This is a genomic window from Geobacillus genomosp. 3 (assembly GCF_000445995.2).
Lineage (GTDB): Bacteria > Bacillota > Bacilli > Bacillales > Anoxybacillaceae > Geobacillus.
The window spans coordinates 1,216,476-1,233,580 of sequence record NC_022080.4 but is presented as its reverse complement, the minus strand read 5'-3'; the positions used below and the strand labels follow the sequence as shown (position 1 = coordinate 1,233,580).

The following is a 17,105-nucleotide window of genomic DNA, read 5'->3' as shown; positions in this document are numbered from 1 at the left end:
TTGTAACAAAACTAGAAAAATTTTGAAAGAACATTTTTCCAAAATAAAAAGACACTCTCAATCGAGTGTCCGTTTCCCTTATTTCAGTTGGTTGTTCATCATTTTCATCATTTGGTTGATTTTCTTTTGCGACGGGGTCATGCCCATTTGCATCATCATCATGCGGATCATTTGTTCATTGATCGGCGGATTTTTCTTCAAATAATTAATCATCGTTTTGCGGGCGATGAAAAACCCGAGCGCCACACCGGCGATGAGCGCCAGCACACCAACGAGAATCGTGGTCCACATACAGCGATTTTCCTCCTTCTTGTTGTCTCCTTAACAGTGTACTAAACGATGTGCCATTAGACAATATTCCGCGACAAAAATCTTCGCCTTACGCAAATTTTCTTCCCGGCGCCGGTGCAGACAGCCAATGATAGTCGACAAAATCAGCAGCAACCGCCAAAAACGATGGCGCTACGCTGGCGAGCGCCCGGCCGATGTCGGCCGCCAGCGGCGCACTGTCAGCAACAAGCAGCAGGCGGCGCTTTTGCACAACAAGAAGCGCTTCGTCACCGGCGTCATTTTGCAAAATGAACATATTGCGCTCTAAATTTTTGCCGACACGCCCGACAAAATATTGCTTTAAGCCCAACTCGAGACGCGAAAACGACAACCGTTCGGTAATAAATTCAACTTGCTTGCGGCAAATCGTTTTCAACGGCGCTTTCGCACACTGATGCTCCCGAAGCAGTTCGACAATTTTTTCCGTCCGGTGGCGGTAGTGTGCCGCCACTTCATCATTTAACAAATAAATCCAATAACGAACCATGTCCCATCCCCCATTTCTCTTCATCTATTTCTATTATAGAAAAGGAAAGGGGAAAAATATGTCTATTAGCGGTAATTTTTTTCACTAACATTGTCGATTTTTGGTTGCGGCGGGCGTCCGCCGCAACTCGATCAAAAAAGCTGCCCTTGCAACGCGCAAGGGCAGCCTGTTCTCACGGTCGTTCGGTTACTTGCCAAGCAATGCTTTCACGCGACGGACGACGTTGTCAACGGTAAAACCATATTCAGCCATAATTTTTTCTCCCGGAGCAGAAGCGCCAAACCGATCGATGGCTACAATGTCGCCATCCGCACCGACATAGCGCTCCCAGCCGAGCGACGCGCCCATTTCAATGGCAAGCCGCTTCGTCACCGTCGGCGGAAGCACTTCATCGCGGTACGCTCCCGGCTGCGCTTCAAAGCGGTCCCATGACGGCATGCTGACGACCGAGACATCGATGCCTTCAGCGGCGAGCGCTTCCTGCGCTTTCACCGCCAGGCTCACTTCCGAACCGGTCGCCAACAGCAGCGCTTCTGGAGTGCCGTTTTTCGCCGGCGAGACGACGTACGCACCTTTTTTCACGCCTTCATATGCCAAATCGGCTGTTGTCGGCAAGGTGGGGAGGTCTTGGCGCGTCAGAACGAGCGCGGTCGGCTTGTCCGTCGATTCAACCGCCAACCGCCAAGCCGCCGCCGTTTCGTTCGCATCAGCTGGTCGGATGACTGACAAGTTCGGCATCGCCCGGAGTGAAGCAAGCTGCTCAACCGGCTCATGCGTCGGGCCGTCTTCCCCGACGGCAATGCTGTCGTGCGTCAACACATACGTCACCGGCAAGCCCATGAGCGCCGCCAGCCGAATCGCCGGGCGCAAATAATCCGAGAACACGAAGAACGTGCCGCCAAATACCTTCACTCCACCATGGAGCGCCATGCCGTTTAACGCCGCCCCCATGGCAAATTCGCGCACACCAAACCAAATGTTGCGCCCTTCATAGCTGCCCGGCAAGAAGTTGCCGCCACCTTTAATGAGCGTTTTGTTCGAGCTCGCCAGGTCAGCCGAACCGCCAAACAGCTGCGGCACCGCTTTGGCGATGGCATTGATCACTTCCCCGGACGATGAACGGGTCGCCAAGCTTTTGCCTGCTTCATACACCGGCAGCGATGCTTCCCAACCGTCCGGGAGCTTCCCTTCGATCGCCTGCTTCAGCTGGGCGGCCAATTCCGGATGCGCCTGCTCGTAGGCAGCCAATTGTTCCTTCCATTCCGCTTCTTTTTTCGCCCCGGCTTCTTGCACCGTTTCTCGGAAGTGGGCGTACACTTCATCCGGCACATAAAAATCTTCAGCAAACGTCCAGCGGTATGCTTCTTTCGTCAGTTTCGCTTCCTCGGCCCCGAGCGGAGCGCCATGGACGCCCGATGTGCCCGCCTTTGTCGGCGCGCCGTAACCGATCGTCGTCTTCACTTCAATGAGCGTCGGCCGGTCGAGATCGGCGCGTGCTTCCTCGAGCGCTTTGGCGATTTGTTCGATGTTGTTGCCATCTTCAACGCGCAAATATTGCCAGCCGTATGCTTGGAAGCGTTGGGCGACGTTTTCCGAAAATGACAAGTTCAGCTCCCCGTCAAGGGAAATGTCGTTTGAATCATATAGAACAATCAAGCGGCCGAGCTTCAAGTGGCCGGCGAGGGAAGCCGCTTCGCTCGCCACCCCTTCCATTAAGTCGCCATCACCGCAAATCGCATACGTGTAATGGTCGATAATGTCAAATCCGTCGCGATTGTATGTAGCCGCCAAATGCCGCTCCGCCATCGCCATGCCGACCGCCATCGCGATCCCTTGGCCGAGCGGGCCGGTTGTCGCCTCTACCCCTGGCGTATGGCCGTATTCCGGGTGCCCCGGCGTTTTGCTTCCCCATTGGCGGAACTGCTTCAAATCGTCCATCGTGACATCGTAGCCGCTTAAATGAAGCAAGCTGTAAAGCAGCATCGACCCGTGCCCGGCGGACAAAACAAACCGGTCGCGGTTGAACCAGCCCGGATTGGCCGGATTATGGTTCATGAATTTCGTCCAGAGTGTGTACGCCATCGGCGCCGCGCCCATCGGCATGCCGGGATGCCCGGATTTTGCCTTTTCAATCGCGTCAATCGACAGCGTACGGATGGTGGTAATCGCTAATTCTTCGATCGAATGCGCCATCGTGTTCCTCCCTTTCGTCAACATGGTGTCATTTACTATCATATAGAAAATCAGCTTCTTTGTACAACGTTATTTTCACTGTCAGAAAAAACAGGGCATCTCCGCCTTTCTCGCCCGTCGTTTAATGAAGGCGACGACGCTGGCTTTCCTTCAATTTTTTGGGCGTCACGTCGTTGCCGTTTGGGTCGATGACCGTCACCGTGTGAAGCATGTCGGTCATCGCTTGGCGGAACGCCTGAATGTATTCGCGGCGAAGCTCTGCCTGTTCGATTGTTTCTTCAGCCGACAAGCCGACCGTTTTCGCCTTTTTTGCCAGCTCATTGATGCGGGCCAATTTATGCTTGGCAAGCATGGGGCATCTTCTCCTGTCTATCATGTTATTGCTCTGTTTTATCTTATCCGACCGGGCGGGCCAATGGCAACAGGGAAGCCTCGGCTCTCGGACGCTAGCGCCGCTCGTGTTCGTCCATATACTCCTGGTAGCGGCGATGGACGGTCGCTTTGGACGCCGCGTAACCGAAGCTCCGGAGCGTGGCGGCGATCTCCGCAAACGTCAAGCCGCGCCCGCGCAAGCGGACGATTTCCTCAACCGGCAGTTCAATCCGGTCGCGCCCGGCGTTTTCACCGCGGCGCGCCAAGTTCCGCTCCGGCCGGTAGCCGCGCTCGATAGCCCGCTGCATGCCGCGCTTAATTTTTGCATTATGTATTTTTCGTTGGTACTCCTCCACGATGGCGATGATCGACAGCACCATTTCATCTGCCTCTGACAGCGGCATCTCGCCGCGATGGCTGGCGCTGTAGATTTTCACGCCCCGTTTTTTCAAGCAATGCAGCACGGCCATGCGCGCGTGGCCGCGTCCAAGCCGCGTTTCATCTTGAATGAGCAAGGCGTCGACCGCGCCTTCTTCACAAAGTGCAAGCAGCTCGAGCACCCCGTCGCGGTCGGCTTCATAGCCGCTCGCCTGCTCGGCGATCACTTGGATGACATCAAAGCCGCACTCTTTTGCCAGCTTCTCCAGTTCGGCGCGTTGCCGTGCCAGCGACGTTTCCTGTTCTGTTTTGTCCGTACTGACGCGGCAGTAAATGACCGCCTTCATGGCAACCCCTTCTTTCTGTCACCGCCTGACGGCCAACGAGCCGTCCTGCTTTGATTTTAACACAGGAATAACGATTTGTTCACCTGCCGTAAGGCGCGAGCTCAGCAGATGGTTTACCTCTACCACCCAGCGGATAAACTCGTTCGGTGACAGCCCGTGTTCCCCTTCATACTGTTTCGCCAACCCCCAAAGCGTGTCACCGGGAGCAACGGTGACAGTCATGTATGCATTTCGATCGACCGGACTGCCGGCATAAACGAATGCCGCGAGCGTTAACGCGAGCAAGGCCGAAAAAACGAGATAGTGCATCAGTGCTTTTTTCATGTCCCCACCCTCACCTAGAATATTTGTTCGTTTTTTCTCCATTATAATCAAGAACGTTTGTTTGCGTCAACAAAAAAATTCGAACTTATGTTTGTTTTTCTCGTTCTCCCATGCTATAATGAAAGCAAATGATGTGGCAAGAGGTGTGAAAAAGGATGACGAAACTGTCCAAGCGGCAGCAACAAATTTTAGAGTTTATCAAGCAGGAAGTGAAAACGAAAGGCTATCCTCCGTCGGTAAGGGAAATCGGGGAAGCGGTCGGTTTGGCGTCGAGTTCAACCGTCCACGGCCATCTTGCGCGCCTTGAGAGCAAAGGATACATCCGCCGCGACCCGACGAAACCGCGCGCCATTGAAATTTTGGACAGCGATACGGAAAAAGCGGGGGAAAAAGGGGAGATCATTTCGGTGCCGGTCATCGGCAAAGTGACAGCCGGACAGCCGATCACGGCTGTCGAGAACATTGACGACTATTTCCCGCTGCCGAAGCGGCTCGCCGCCGGCGAGGAACCGTTGTTTATGCTCGAGGTGATGGGCGACAGCATGATCGAAGCCGGCATTTTGGACGGCGACTATGTGATCGTCCGCCAACAGTCGTCCGCCAATAACGGCGACATCGTCGTCGCCATGACGGAGGAAAACGAAGCAACGGTAAAACGGTTTTTCAAAGAAAAAGACCATATCCGCCTGCAGCCGGAAAACATCCATCTCGCACCGATCATCGTTCGTCATTGCACGATTCTTGGCAAAGTGATCGGCGTGTATCGCTTGATTGACTGACCGGCAGAAGAGAGTTGGCGTCGCACTGCCGCTCCCACGTTGCGGCCTAACCGGCCAACAATAATGGCGAAAAAGGCTGTCCGAATGCGGACAGCCTTTTTTCTTGCTTAATACAATTCCATATATTGATCCAGTTCCCATTGATGAACCGTCGTCCGGTACATATCCCATTCAATTTCTTTTGCTTCGATGAAATGCTCGAATAAATGCTTGCCAAGCGCATGGACGATCACCTCGTCCGATTTCAAGTTTTCAAGCGCTTCGATCAGCGTCGCCGGCAAATCAACAATCCCTTCTTCGAGCCGCTCTTCTTTCGTCATGACGTAAATGTTTCGGTCAACCGGCGCCGGAGGAGTGAGCTTGTTGCGAATGCCGTCAAGCCCTGCCGCCAACAGCACAGCCATCGCCAAATACGGGTTCGCTGCCGGATCGACGCTGCGCACTTCGATGCGCGTGCTCATGCCGCGCGAAGCCGGGATGCGGATGAGCGGGCTGCGGTTGCGCGCCGACCAAGCAACGTAACACGGCGCCTCATAGCCCGGAACGAGCCGCTTGTACGAGTTGACCGTCGGATTGGTCACCGCCGTAAAATTCGGCGCATGTTTCAGCACACCAGCGATAAACTGCCGCGCTGTATCGCTCAGCTGCAAATCGCCGTTCGGATCAAAAAAGGCGTTTTCGTTGTTGCGGAACAACGACAAGTTGCAGTGCATTCCCGAACCGTTAATACCGAAAATCGGCTTCGGCATAAACGTCGCATGCAGCCCATGTTTGCGGGCAATCGTTTTGACGACGAGCTTAAACGTTTGAATGTCGTCGCACGCTTTAATGGCGTGGGCATATTTAAAATCGATCTCATGCTGCCCTGGGGCGACCTCGTGGTGCGATGCTTCGATTTCAAAACCCATTTCTTCAAGCTCAAGCACGATGTCGCGCCGGCAGTTTTCACCCAAATCCGTCGGCGCCAAATCGAAATAGCCGCCACGGTCATTCAGTTCCATCGTCGGACGCCCGTGTTCATCAAGCTTGAAAAGGAAAAACTCCGGCTCCGCCCCTAAGTTGAACGCTGTAAAGCCGAGCGCTTCCATTTCCTTCAACACGCGTTTTAAGTTGTAGCGCGGGCAGCCTTCAAACGGCGTGCCATCCGCATTGTAAATGTCGCAAATGAAGCGGGCGACTTTCCCTTTTTCTGACGTCCACGGAAAAATGACAAACGTATCCAAATCCGGATACAAATACATATCCGATTCTTCGATGCGGACGAATCCTTCGATCGACGACCCGTCAAACATCATTTTGTTGTTGAGCGCTTTTTCGATTTGGCTAACCGGAATTTCGACGTTTTTGATCGTGCCTAAAATATCCGTAAATTGCAGGCGAATGTACTTGACGTTTTCTTCTTTGACGATGCGCATAATGTCTTCGCGCGTATATTTTGCCATGTTGACAACTCCTCCCCGGCTCCGAAATCATTTCCTAGTCATTAGTGAAAGAAGCGAGCGAGATCTCCTTGGCGAAGCGATGCGCGCTGGAATCGCCCGGCCTGCAGCAGCTCCGTCCGCAACATTTCGCGCAGCTCCTCGTCTGACAGCTTCGGTCTCCCTACTTTTTCAACTTTTTCCGGCTGCTCGCGGCGCCCTTCTTGCCGTGCGGCAAAAATTTGCTTGATGCCGGCCAAGTTAACGCCTTGGTCAATCAAATCTTTAATTTCGAGCAAACGGTCGATATCATTGAGCGAAAACAGCCGCCGGTTTCCTTCCGTGCGCGCTGGCGTGACGAGGCCGTGCTCTTCGTAATAGCGGATTTGACGGGCTGATAAGTCCGTTAGCTGCATCACAGTCCCAATCGGAAACAATGGCATGGAACGACGAATATGGCTACTCATGCCAATTCCTCCTCGCTTTTGATACCTTCATTTTATCATAATGTCAAGAAAATAGTCAATGACACGTCATATTTTCTTACAAACAAATGAGCTGTTGCTCAAGCAGGCGGTGAACGGCTGAGCAAATGGCGATTTTCACGTGTGAATACGTCAATCCGCCTTGCACGTACGCAACATACGGCGGCCGCAGCGGCCCGTCTGCCGTCAGCTCGATGCTCGCGCCCTGCACGAACGTGCCGGCCGCCATGATGACTTTGTCTTCATAGCCGGGCATCTCGCTTGGGTGCGGGGTAAAATGGGCGTTGACCGGAGAAGCGGCTTGGATGGCTTGGCAAAAGGCAACCATTTGCTTCGGGTCGTCAAAGCGAACCGATTGCACGAGGTCCGTGCGCTTCTCCTTCCACGATGGCGATGTCGAAAGTCCGATGCGCTCGAGCATCGCTGCCGTAAACACCGCCCCTTTGAGCGCTTGGCCGACAATGTGCGGGGCGAGGAAAAACCCTTGGTACATCTCCGGCAACGTATAAAGCGACGGGCCGACTTCCGCCCCGATGCCCGGTGAGGTCATCCGGCAGGCGCACGCTTCGACGTATGGCTGCTTGCCAACGATATAGCCTCCCGTTTTCGCCAAGCCTCCGCCCGGGTTTTTGATCAGCGAGCCGGCCATCAAGTCGGCGCCGACATGGCACGGCTCTTTTTCCTCCACAAACTCGCCGTAACAGTTGTCGACAAACACCACGACATCCGGCTTGATCGCTTTAACAAAGGCGGTCATCTCCGCGATTTCATCGACCGTAAACGACGGGCGTGTCGCATACCCGCGCGAACGCTGAATGCCGATCATTTTCGTCCGCTCGTGGATCGCTTCGCGAACAGCCTGAAAGTCGACGGAACCGTCTTCCATCAGCGGCACGCTCCGATAACGGATGCCGAACTCTTTTAGCGAACCGACGCCGCCGCCGCGGACGCCGACGATTTCCTCAAGCGTATCGTACGGAGCGCCGGTGATGTAAAGCAATTCATCGCCCGGCCGCAAGACGCCAAACAGGGCGATCGCAATCGCGTGCGTGCCGGAAATGATTTGCGGACGGACAAGCCCCGCTTCCGCTCCAAACACATCGGCGTAAATGCTATCGAGCGCATTGCGGCCGATATCGTCGTAGCCGTAGCCGGTTGACGGGATGAAGTGCCCGTCGCTCACCTGATGGCGGCGAAAACTGTCGAGCACGCGATATTGGTTCACATCGATGAGCTCATCGATAGCGCGGTGGATCGGTGCAATTTGTGTTTCCACTTCCTCGATGAGAGCAGCGATTTTTTCTCCTTGTCTCCACTGTGTCCAAAACATAAGATGAACCCTTTCTTACCGTTGAAATGATTGCAGCTCCCCATATAACGGGTGTGTCGGCAGCACGTATCCTTGACAGTCGTACGTGCCCTCGTGTTCATTATAATGCCATTCATGCAAAATCGTGTCCGTTTTGAGACGGGCGAGCAGTTTTCCTTCTCCGCTTGGAATCGACACGTCATAACGACTCATTTGCTGTTTCACCGCCTCTTCGATAAAGAGGCGGAGCCGGTCGACATCGGCAGCCGAGAGCGCGCTCATCACAATTGCATCGGTTGCCGTCGGGAGAAATTCCGGCGCTTGCCGATCGCTTTTATTGTAAACGGTGGCGGCCGGAATAGAAGAGGCCCCTAGTTCCGCCATGAGCCGCGATACGGTGCGCTCATGTTCGGCGTAATCCGGGTGCGACGAATCGACGACATGAAGCAGCAAGTCCGCTTCCTTCACTTCTTCAAGCGTCGAGCGAAACGCAGCAACGAGCGTCGTCGGCAAATCTTGAATGAACCCGACCGTATCGGTGACAAGCACCGTGTAGCCGCATGGCAAGACGCACTTGCGCGTCAGCGGATCAAGCGTGGCGAACAGCAAATTTTCCTCGAACGAATCGGCGGCGGTCAACCGGTTGAAGATCGTTGACTTGCCGGCGTTCGTATAGCCGACGAGCGCGATTTGAAAGGCGCGGTTTTTTTGCCGGCGCTCGCGATACCGCCCGCGATGCCCGGCGATGCGCCGCAGTTCCTCTTTAATGTCGTCAATGCGGCGGCGAATATGGCGGCGGTCAGTCTCCAACTTCGTCTCTCCCGGTCCGCGCGTGCCGATGCCGCCGCCAAGACGCGAGAGCATCTCTCCTTGGCCGCTAAGGCGCGGCAGCATATACTCGAGCTGGGCGAGCTCAACTTGCAGCTTTCCTTCTTTCGAGCGAGCGCGTTGGGCAAAAATGTCTAAAATGAGCTGCGTCCGATCAATGACCTTGACCTCGCCAAGCATGTTCGTCAAATTGCGCGCCTGGCTTGGAGAAAGCTCGCTGTTAAAAACGACAAGATCAGGATCGAGTTCCTTCACAAGCGCGGCGAGCTCCTCCGTTTTCCCTTTGCCGATATACGTCGCCGGATGCGGCGTTTCACGCTTTTGCGTCAGTTCGGCAGCCACTTCACCGTTCGCCGTCGCCACGAGCGAAGCGAGCTCTTCCATTGAGTAGCAAAACCGTTCATGATCAACACCGGCGAGTTGGCAGCCGACGATAATGGCTTGTTCACGGCCCATGGCATCCTTCCTTTCTGGCGGACTTGTTGTCTTCTTCCATCATACCAAAATGGGCGGCCGGCTTGCTAGTTCATTCAAAAAAATGATTGATTCCCGGGCTTTGTTACCCCTACAATGATAGGAGAAATTCGCTTAGAAAGGAACGACTTCGATGACATGGGAAGTGTTAAGCATCATCGGCACGATCGCGTTCGCCATCAGCGGGGCGATCATCGCCATGGAAGAGGAGTACGATTTGCTCGGGGTATATATTTTGGGGATCGTTACCGCCTTTGGCGGAGGGGCGGTGCGCAATTTGCTGATCGGGTTGCCCGTGTCAGCTTTATGGCAACAGGGGGAGCTCTTTCTTGTCGCCTTAATCTCGATGACAGTCGTCTATTTGTTCCCACGGCAAATGTTGCCGCCATGGAAACGGTGGGGCAACTTTTTTGACGCCCTCGGTTTGTCGGCGTTTGCCATCCAAGGAGCGCTGCACGCGGTGAAAATGGGGCATCCGCTAAGCGCCGTCATCGTCGCCGCCGTGTTGACCGGCAGCGGCGGCGGCATCATCCGCGATGTGCTCGCCGGGCGGAAGCCGCTCGTGTTGCATGCGGAAATTTACGCCGCCTGGGCGATTCTCGCCGGTCTTGCCATCGGGTTGAGATGGGCGAATTCTCCTATGGAACTGTATATACTGTTTATCGCTGTCGCCGCTTTGCGCATTTTATCCTACACATACGGCTGGAAACTGCCGCGCCGGGCGGTCGGGGAAAAAGTGGGCGGACGGTGAGAAACCAACCGGAAAGCAACATCCTTCTGTTCGTTAAGCGAAGGCCTCCACGAAGGCGCTTCGCTTTTTGATCGCCTCCTTTCTCACGCGCTTGGCCCGCTTCGCACCGCCACCGCCACACCGGTAACAATGAGCGCGCCGCCGAGCCAAAACGAGGCGGTGAGCTGCTCATGCAAAAACAGCCAGCCAAAAAGCGAGCCAACGAGCGGCTGGAAAAAGAAAAAGAGCGAGCCGATGCCAGCGTCCATCATCTCCATTCCTTTATTCCAAAGAAAAAAGGCGCCGGCGGTCGACACCACACCGAGGTATAACACGCCGAGCACGACAGGCGCGTTCCATTGGTTTATAGCCAAGCCCGGCCTTTCAGCGGCCATCATCGGCGTCATGCCAATAAATGCGGCCAAGATGGCGTAGGTGGTGATGGAAAATACAGACAATCGGACTGACGCCATTTTCACAAGCACCGACAATAGCGCCCAAGTGACCGCTGCACCGACTAGCGCCATATTTCCGGCGAACGTCGACTCCCCGCCGCCTCCGAAGCCGACGATGACGATGACGCCGGATGCCGCCAATAACAGCGCGCTGATTTTCCGCCATGTGAGCGCTTCGCCAAGCAGCCAACGGGCAAACAAAACGACAAACGCCGGCGTCGAGGCGGTGATGAGTGAAGCGGTATGGGCGTTCGACCATTTCGTGCCGACAAATTGCAAAGAAATGGAGACGACATAGCCGACCATGCCAATCGCAATGACCATCCCCCAGTCGCGCCCGTTTTTCGGCGGGCGCTCGCGTTTTGCCGCCGCAATGGCGGCAAGCACGATCAAGGCAATGGCATAACGAAGCCAGACGAGCGTCAACGGCGGAATGTAGTCCAACACGTATTTGCTCACGACATACATCCCGCCCCAAATGCCAGCGGCAAGGGATAAATACAAGGAAGCGAGAACAGGCTGTTTCATGCCCTCCATCTCCTTTGCTTTCCTAACACTCAAGGCGAAACCGTTATTTCCAGAAGCAACGGCCAAACAAGACTGTTTTCCAACAGCTAGACGTTGCTTTCTTCAGGAGGAAACACAGGGGCGAGCGAAACCGTCAAATCAGGCTGCCAAAACGAAACAAGCTCATCGCTTGGTCCGAAAACCGCCCGCTGTTGAAATCTCCCATCTTGCCAACTGAACACTTCGATCGTCCGATTGATGGGATCTACAATCCAATACTCATGCACGCCATATTTCTCATATAAATAATATTTCTGATTTCGATCACGCAGGGCGGTGCTTGGCGACAGCACTTCCACAACAAGATCGGGAGCCCCTTTCATTCGCCGATTCCTCATTTGCTCAACCCGGCAAACAACTGATAAATCTGGCTGAACAACCGTTTTTGCCATCCGTTCCGGCTCCTCAGGATCAAGCTGAACATCAAACGGACCAAGAATGACATGACAGCCACGTGCCTGAAAATACGAAGCCAACGCAAGGTGCAGTTGCCCGACCACATACTGATGCTCAAACGATGGAGAGGCCAATAAATACGGAACCCCTTCGATCAGTTCCCAATTTCCTTCCCAACGTTCAATGTCCTGATATGTGTAAAAAGGTCTTTCTTTTTGCACTGCGTTTCCCCTTTCCCTTGCTTTTCTTTCATCTTATCACAGGCACTCCCGCTCCGTCCTATCGTTTTACGAAAAAAATGCGGGGCGGCTTGACGGCCGCCCTGCTGTCGAACGCTTCCCCCCCAATCATTCTCACTCCTTATCCCCGCTCAATGATCGTGGCTGTCGCCATGCCGTGGCCGATGCAAATCGTGAGCAGCCCGTAGCGGCCGCCGCGCCGCTTCAGTTCATGGACGAGCGATGTCATCAGCTTGACGCCTGTTGCGCCGAGCGGATGGCCAAGCGCAATGGCGCCGCCGTTGACATTCACTTTCGCAAGCGGAGCGCCGATTTCCTTTTGCCAGGCGAGCACGACCGGGGCAAACGCTTCATTGATTTCAATGAGGTCGATGTCGTCGATCGTGAGGCCCGCTTTTTTCAACACTTGCCGTGTCGCCGGAATGACGCCATCGAGCATATACGTCGGGTCGGAACCGACGACCGTTTGCGCGACGATGCGCGCTTTCGGCGTGAGTCCGAACCGTTGCGCCGCCTCCCGTTCCATCAACAGCACGGCTGCCGCCCCGTCGCTCATTTGGCTCGCATTGCCGGCAGTGATGACGCCATCTTCTTGGAAAACCGGTTTCAGTGCGGCGAGCGCTTCTGGCGACGTATCGGCCCGCGGCCCTTCGTCATCGGCGACGAGAATCTCACGGCCGTCGCGGTCCAGCCCTTTGACCGGAACGATTTCCGCGCGAAACTTCCCTTCGCGCAAAGCCGCCAAGGCGCGCTGATGGCTTTCGTACGCGTAGGCGTCGAGCTCCTCGCGCGTCAGGCCGTATTTTTTGGCGATTCGCTCGGCCGAGACGCCTTGGTGGATGAACTCATATTTTTCATGAAGCGACGGTGGAATCGTCCGTTCGTTGCCATCGCTTAAAATGGGCACTTTCGTCATGCTTTCGACTCCGGCGGCGATCGCGGCATCCATATCGCCGGAGCGGATTTCCTGGGCGGCGAAATGAATCGCCTGCTGGCCCGAGCCGCACATCCGGTTGATTTGCACGGCCGGCACTTCGATCGGGAATCCGGCCTCGAGCGCCGCGAGCCGGCCGATGTTGTATCCTTGTTCGGTGATCGGCGTCACGCAGCCCATGACGATGTCTTCGACCATCCGCTTTTCAATGCCCGCCCGGCGTACGACTTCATCGAGCACGACCGCGGCGAGATGCACCGGATGAACATCGCGGAAGACGCCGTTTCGCTTGCCGACCGGCGTTCTGACCGCCTCCACAATGACCGCTTCACGCACCATGCTTGTTCCCCCTTGTCATTTTGGTCATCCCTGCGCCTTTCTTTGGTGCAGGCCGCACTGTTTCGCGCAAAGGTGCCGGCAGACAGCGGACGCCGCCGGATCGGCATGTTCCCGCTCCGACGGCCCAGCCTATTGTGCTTCTTGTCATGTTGAATACGCATAAAACCCTTTTCCCGTCTTCCGGCCTAAATGACCGGCCTCAACGAGCTTGCGCAAAAGCTGCGGTGCGCGGAACCGGCCGCCGTACGCTTCCGTCATATTTTCGCTCACAAACAAAAGCGTATCGAGCCCAACCATGTCGGCGAGTTCAAGCGGCCCCATCGGGTAATTGAGCCCGAGGCGCACCGCTTTATCGATGTCTTCCGCTGAGGCCACTCCTTCTTCGTACATGCGGATGCATTCGATCATATGAGCGGCGATCGCCCTTGTCGTCACAAATCCTTGCCGATCCTTGACCACCACCGTTTCTTTGCCAAGCTCCGCGGACAGGCGGCGGATGGCGTCAACCGTTTCATCAGAGGTCGTCTCGCCTTTGACAATCTCAATCAGTTTCATCACCGGGGCCGGATTGAACCAATGCATGCCGATCACTCTCTCCGGCCGCCTGGTCGCGGCAGCGAGCGCCGTGACGCTCAACTCCGATGTGTTGGTCGCCAAAATGGCGTTCGGCCCGGCCAGCTCATCAAGTCTTTGAAACACGTCTTTTTTCAGCGCCAAGTTTTCCGGCACGGCTTCAATGACGACGTCCGCCCCGCGCACCGCTTCAGCCAAATCGATGGTCGGGCGGATGCGCCCAAGCGCCGACGCTGCCTCCGGCTCGGACAGCTCGCCGGCTTTGACAAAGCGGCGCAAACTTTTTTCCGCCGAAGCGAGCCCGTTTTGCAAAGCCGTTTCGGACACGTCATATAAGTACACCGTTTTTTCCGCCATCGCCGCCGTTTGCGCGATGCCGCTTCCCATCACGCCGGCGCCGATGACCGCAATAGTGTCTGCCACGTTGTTCGCCTCCTTTACTCCGTCGCCGCATCGGCATAGCGCGCCGCCAGCTCATCGCGCAGCTTCCGCTTTAAAAATTTGCCGACGCTCGTTTTCGGAATTTCATCAAGAAATACAATGTCATCCGGCAGCCACCATTTCGTGAACTGCGGACGCAAAAAGTCGTACAGCTCTTCTTTTGTGACATTTTTCCCTTCTTTCAGCACGACGCAGGCAATCGGCCGCTCTTGCCATTTCGGATGCGGCACGGCGACGACCGCCGCTTCAAACACCGCCTCGTGCGCCATAAGGGCGTTTTCCAAATCAACCGACGAAATCCATTCTCCGCCGCTTTTAATGACATCTTTCGTCCGGTCGACGATTTTCACAAACCCTTCTTCGTCGACGGTGACGACATCGCCGGTATGGAGCCAGCCGTCGCGGAACGAGTCTTTCGTCCGCTCATCGTTGTAATATTCGGCGGCAATCCACGGCCCGCGCAGGCAAAGCTCACCCATTTCCTTCCCGTCCCAGCGGACCGGGCCGTTTTGGCCGATCACTTTCATTTCAAGACCCGGCGCCAGCAGCCCTTGTTTGGCGCGAATGTCGAGCTTCTCCTCGTATGACAGTCCGTCTTGATAGCTTTTCGGACGCGAGACGAGCACCAACGGGCTCGTTTCCGTCATCCCGTATGCGTGAATAAACGGAATGCCGTACTTTTCTTCGAACGTCCGGATGACCCCTTTCGGTGCGGCCGACCCGCCGCAAATGACACGCGTTAAGCTGCTGACATCGTAGGTTCCTTTCTCCAATTCTTGCAAGAGTCCAAGCCAAATCGTCGGCACGCCGGCCGTGATCGTCACCCGCTCAGCATCAATGAGCTCGGCAAGCACTGTCGGCGTAAACGCCGGCCCCGGCATGACGATCGTCGAGCCGAACCACGTGGCGGCAAACGGCAGTCCCCAGGCGTTGACATGGAACATCGGCACGACCGGCATGATGACATCGCGCTCGCACAGCCCTTGCGTGTCAGCCAACCCGAGCGCCATCGCGTGCAGGACGGTGCTTCGGTGCGTATAGACGACCCCTTTCGGAGCACCTGTTGTCGCCGACGTATAGCACATACCGGCCGGTCGGTATTCATCGAGGTCTTTTAAAAATGGAAAGGAAGGATCGCCATCCGCGAGCAGCTTTTCGTAATGGTACACCGGCGAAAGCGTCGTTTCCGGCAGCTCATCCTTATCAGTCATGATAATAAAGGCGCGCACGTTCGAGATCTCGTCTTTGACCGCCTCGATCGCCGGGAGCAAATCGTCGTCAATCAGCAGGACGCGGTCATCGGCATGGTTGATGATGTAGGCGATATGCTGCGCCGAAAGGCGAATGTTGATCGTATGAAGCACCGCCCCGATGCCGGGAATGGCAAAATACGCTTCCAAATGGCGGTGATGGTTCCACGCGAACGTGCCGACGCGGTCGCCGACCTCGACGCCAAGCCGTTTTAACACGCTTGACAACCGCCGCGTTCGCTCGCCGATCTCCTTGTATGTATGGCGGACAATGCCCCCTTTCATGCGCGAGACGACTTGTTTCGCCGGGAAAAACAGCTCCGCCCGCTCGAGCATCATCGAAATGTTTAACGGTGTTTTCATCATCGTTCATTCCCCCTCCCTTAATAAGTAGGCGTGTTCATTCGTGTTCGGGACGGCTGCGCCGTCCTCCCATCGGCCATCCGATCCATGCGCCGCCGTCCAGGCGCCATCCGGCCGCAGCCGGACGAGATGGCGAAGCCGATGATCAGCAAACCATTCCTTCGCCTCTCTTGTTTCGAGCACCGGGGCGAGACAGGCATCGACCGTTTCGGCGAACGCGCGCCACTCGTCCAATGTCTTTTCGCGGAACAAGGCGACAAGCCCGTCATATACCGCTTCCCCCGGCCGTGCCGGCGCCCATTGCGCCCCGATCCATTCCGGACGGCTGACCGCTTCGCAAAATTGCCGCCAAAAGTGCGGCTCGAGCGCTGCCAAACTCATATAGCGGCCGTCTTTTGTCTCATACAGCTGGTAGCACACCACCTCACCGGAAAGCTCGGCCAAACCGTTTTTCGGTCCGCCGCCGTGCTCAATGGCGAAATGGCCGGCCATCATCGCCGCCAGGCCATCGACAAGCGAGACGTCCAAATGTGCGCCGGCTCCCGTTTTCTCACGGGCAAACAAGGCCGCCAAAATGCGTTCGGCCGCCGCCATGCCGCCGATAAAATCGGCGAGCGTCACGTTCGGGTGAACTGGGCGGCCGCTGTCATCAGCGAGCTGCGCCAACAAGCCGGAAAGCGCCATGTAGTTCAAATCATGGCTGCCGAGCAACGAGCGCCCGCTCCGTTGGCCAAAGCCGCTGATCGAACAGTAAATGATCCTTTCATTGTCACGGCGCACATCGTCATAGCCGAGCCCAAGCCGCGCCATCACCCCGGGTCGGAAGCTTTCAATCAACACGTCGGCGCGGGCGGCAAGCCGCCGGGCTTGGTTGCGCCCTTTCTCGGTCTTTAAGTCTAAAGCGACGCTTTTTTTGCCGGCGTTGTAGGCGGCAAACAGCCGGCCCCCGGCGAACGGACGCAGCCGGTCGCCGGATGGCGGCTCGATTTTGATGACGTCCGCTCCAAGCTGCGCAAGGCGCCAGCTGGCAAACGGACCGGGCAAATAATGGGAAAAGTCAAGTACCATAATGCCGTCCAGCACCGCGATCCCCC

The 17,105-nt window shown here is 55.9% G+C and carries 18 protein-coding genes; 2 read left to right on the top strand and 16 right to left on the bottom strand.

Features of this window, described 5'->3' with window-relative positions; translation table 11 throughout:
- Positions 1–78 precede the first annotated feature (78 nt).
- The 6 genes from M493_RS06280 to yneA all read right to left on the bottom strand — a co-directional run bounded on the left by M493_RS06280 (position 79) and on the right by yneA (position 4,431).
- The gene (locus M493_RS06280; RefSeq protein WP_020959460.1) at positions 79–291 is read right to left on the bottom strand and encodes a YneF family protein; all 213 of its coding nucleotides are present in this window, start codon (positions 289–291) and stop codon (positions 79–81) included.
- A gap of 88 nt (positions 292–379) precedes the next feature.
- Complete coding sequence (gene sirA / locus M493_RS06275; RefSeq protein WP_020959459.1) at positions 380–817, bottom strand: sporulation inhibitor of replication protein SirA; 438 nt, start codon at positions 815–817, stop codon at positions 380–382.
- Between the two features lie 186 nt (positions 818–1,003).
- Entirely contained in the window at positions 1,004–3,010 is a 2,007-nt protein-coding gene (gene tkt, locus M493_RS06270; RefSeq protein ID WP_020959458.1) for a transketolase, read from the bottom strand.
- A gap of 121 nt (positions 3,011–3,131) precedes the next feature.
- Positions 3,132–3,362, bottom strand: a complete 231-nt coding sequence (locus M493_RS06265; RefSeq protein WP_020959457.1) for a DUF896 domain-containing protein — start codon at positions 3,360–3,362, stop codon at positions 3,132–3,134.
- A 94-nt stretch (positions 3,363–3,456) separates the two neighbouring features.
- Positions 3,457–4,107: a YneB family resolvase-like protein gene (locus M493_RS06260; RefSeq protein WP_020959456.1), complete on the bottom strand. Its 651-nt coding sequence runs from the start codon at positions 4,105–4,107 to the stop codon at positions 3,457–3,459.
- 18 nt (positions 4,108–4,125) lie between these two features.
- The gene (yneA, locus tag M493_RS06255; RefSeq protein WP_020959455.1) at positions 4,126–4,431 is read right to left on the bottom strand and encodes a cell division suppressor protein YneA; all 306 of its coding nucleotides are present in this window, start codon (positions 4,429–4,431) and stop codon (positions 4,126–4,128) included.
- A 155-nt stretch (positions 4,432–4,586) separates the two neighbouring features.
- Here yneA and lexA point away from each other — a divergent pair, with 155 nt between their 5' ends.
- Positions 4,587–5,210, top strand: a complete 624-nt coding sequence (gene lexA, locus M493_RS06250; protein WP_020959454.1) for a transcriptional repressor LexA — start codon at positions 4,587–4,589, stop codon at positions 5,208–5,210.
- A 107-nt stretch (positions 5,211–5,317) separates the two neighbouring features.
- Here lexA and glnA read toward each other — a convergent pair whose 3' ends face one another.
- From glnA to hflX, 4 genes are all read right to left on the bottom strand, one after another.
- Positions 5,318–6,652: a type I glutamate--ammonia ligase gene (glnA, locus tag M493_RS06245; RefSeq protein WP_020959453.1), complete on the bottom strand. Its 1,335-nt coding sequence runs from the start codon at positions 6,650–6,652 to the stop codon at positions 5,318–5,320.
- A 41-nt stretch (positions 6,653–6,693) separates the two neighbouring features.
- Positions 6,694–7,095 carry a MerR family transcriptional regulator gene (locus tag M493_RS06240; protein WP_023817566.1) on the bottom strand — a complete coding sequence of 134 codons (402 nt, stop codon included), beginning with the start codon at positions 7,093–7,095 and terminating at the stop codon, positions 6,694–6,696.
- A gap of 76 nt (positions 7,096–7,171) precedes the next feature.
- Positions 7,172–8,443, bottom strand: coding sequence for an aminotransferase class I/II-fold pyridoxal phosphate-dependent enzyme (locus tag M493_RS06235; RefSeq protein WP_020959451.1), 1,272 nt, complete (start codon positions 8,441–8,443; stop codon positions 7,172–7,174).
- Between the two features lie 15 nt (positions 8,444–8,458).
- Positions 8,459–9,706: a GTPase HflX gene (gene hflX / locus M493_RS06230; RefSeq protein WP_020959450.1), complete on the bottom strand. Its 1,248-nt coding sequence runs from the start codon at positions 9,704–9,706 to the stop codon at positions 8,459–8,461.
- A 151-nt stretch (positions 9,707–9,857) separates the two neighbouring features.
- On the opposite strand from hflX, the gene M493_RS06225 reads away from it, so the two are divergent.
- Positions 9,858–10,475, top strand: a complete 618-nt coding sequence (locus M493_RS06225) for a trimeric intracellular cation channel family protein (protein ID WP_020959449.1) — start codon at positions 9,858–9,860, stop codon at positions 10,473–10,475.
- An 83-nt stretch (positions 10,476–10,558) separates the two neighbouring features.
- Here M493_RS06225 and M493_RS06220 read toward each other — a convergent pair whose 3' ends face one another.
- The 6 genes from M493_RS06220 to M493_RS06195 all read right to left on the bottom strand — a co-directional run bounded on the left by M493_RS06220 (position 10,559) and on the right by M493_RS06195 (position 17,094).
- Positions 10,559–11,437, bottom strand: a complete 879-nt coding sequence (locus tag M493_RS06220; protein WP_020959448.1) for a DMT family transporter — start codon at positions 11,435–11,437, stop codon at positions 10,559–10,561.
- An 86-nt stretch (positions 11,438–11,523) separates the two neighbouring features.
- On the bottom strand, positions 11,524–12,093 hold the full coding sequence (locus M493_RS06215) for a Uma2 family endonuclease (protein WP_020959447.1): 570 nt from the start codon (positions 12,091–12,093) through the stop codon (positions 11,524–11,526).
- 139 nt (positions 12,094–12,232) lie between these two features.
- On the bottom strand, positions 12,233–13,384 hold the full coding sequence (locus M493_RS06210; protein ID WP_020959446.1) for a thiolase family protein: 1,152 nt from the start codon (positions 13,382–13,384) through the stop codon (positions 12,233–12,235).
- Positions 13,385–13,528: 144 nt separating this feature from the next.
- Positions 13,529–14,380 carry a 3-hydroxyacyl-CoA dehydrogenase family protein gene (locus tag M493_RS06205; protein ID WP_020959445.1) on the bottom strand — a complete coding sequence of 284 codons (852 nt, stop codon included), beginning with the start codon at positions 14,378–14,380 and terminating at the stop codon, positions 13,529–13,531.
- Positions 14,381–14,394: 14 nt separating this feature from the next.
- A complete protein-coding gene (locus tag M493_RS06200) occupies positions 14,395–16,014 on the bottom strand; it encodes a long-chain fatty acid--CoA ligase (protein WP_020959444.1) in 1,620 nt (539 codons plus the stop codon).
- A 3-nt stretch (positions 16,015–16,017) separates the two neighbouring features.
- Positions 16,018–17,094 (bottom strand): CaiB/BaiF CoA transferase family protein, encoded by a 1,077-nt coding sequence (locus tag M493_RS06195; RefSeq protein WP_020959443.1) that lies wholly within the window; start codon positions 17,092–17,094, stop codon positions 16,018–16,020.
- Positions 17,095–17,105 lie beyond the last annotated feature (11 nt).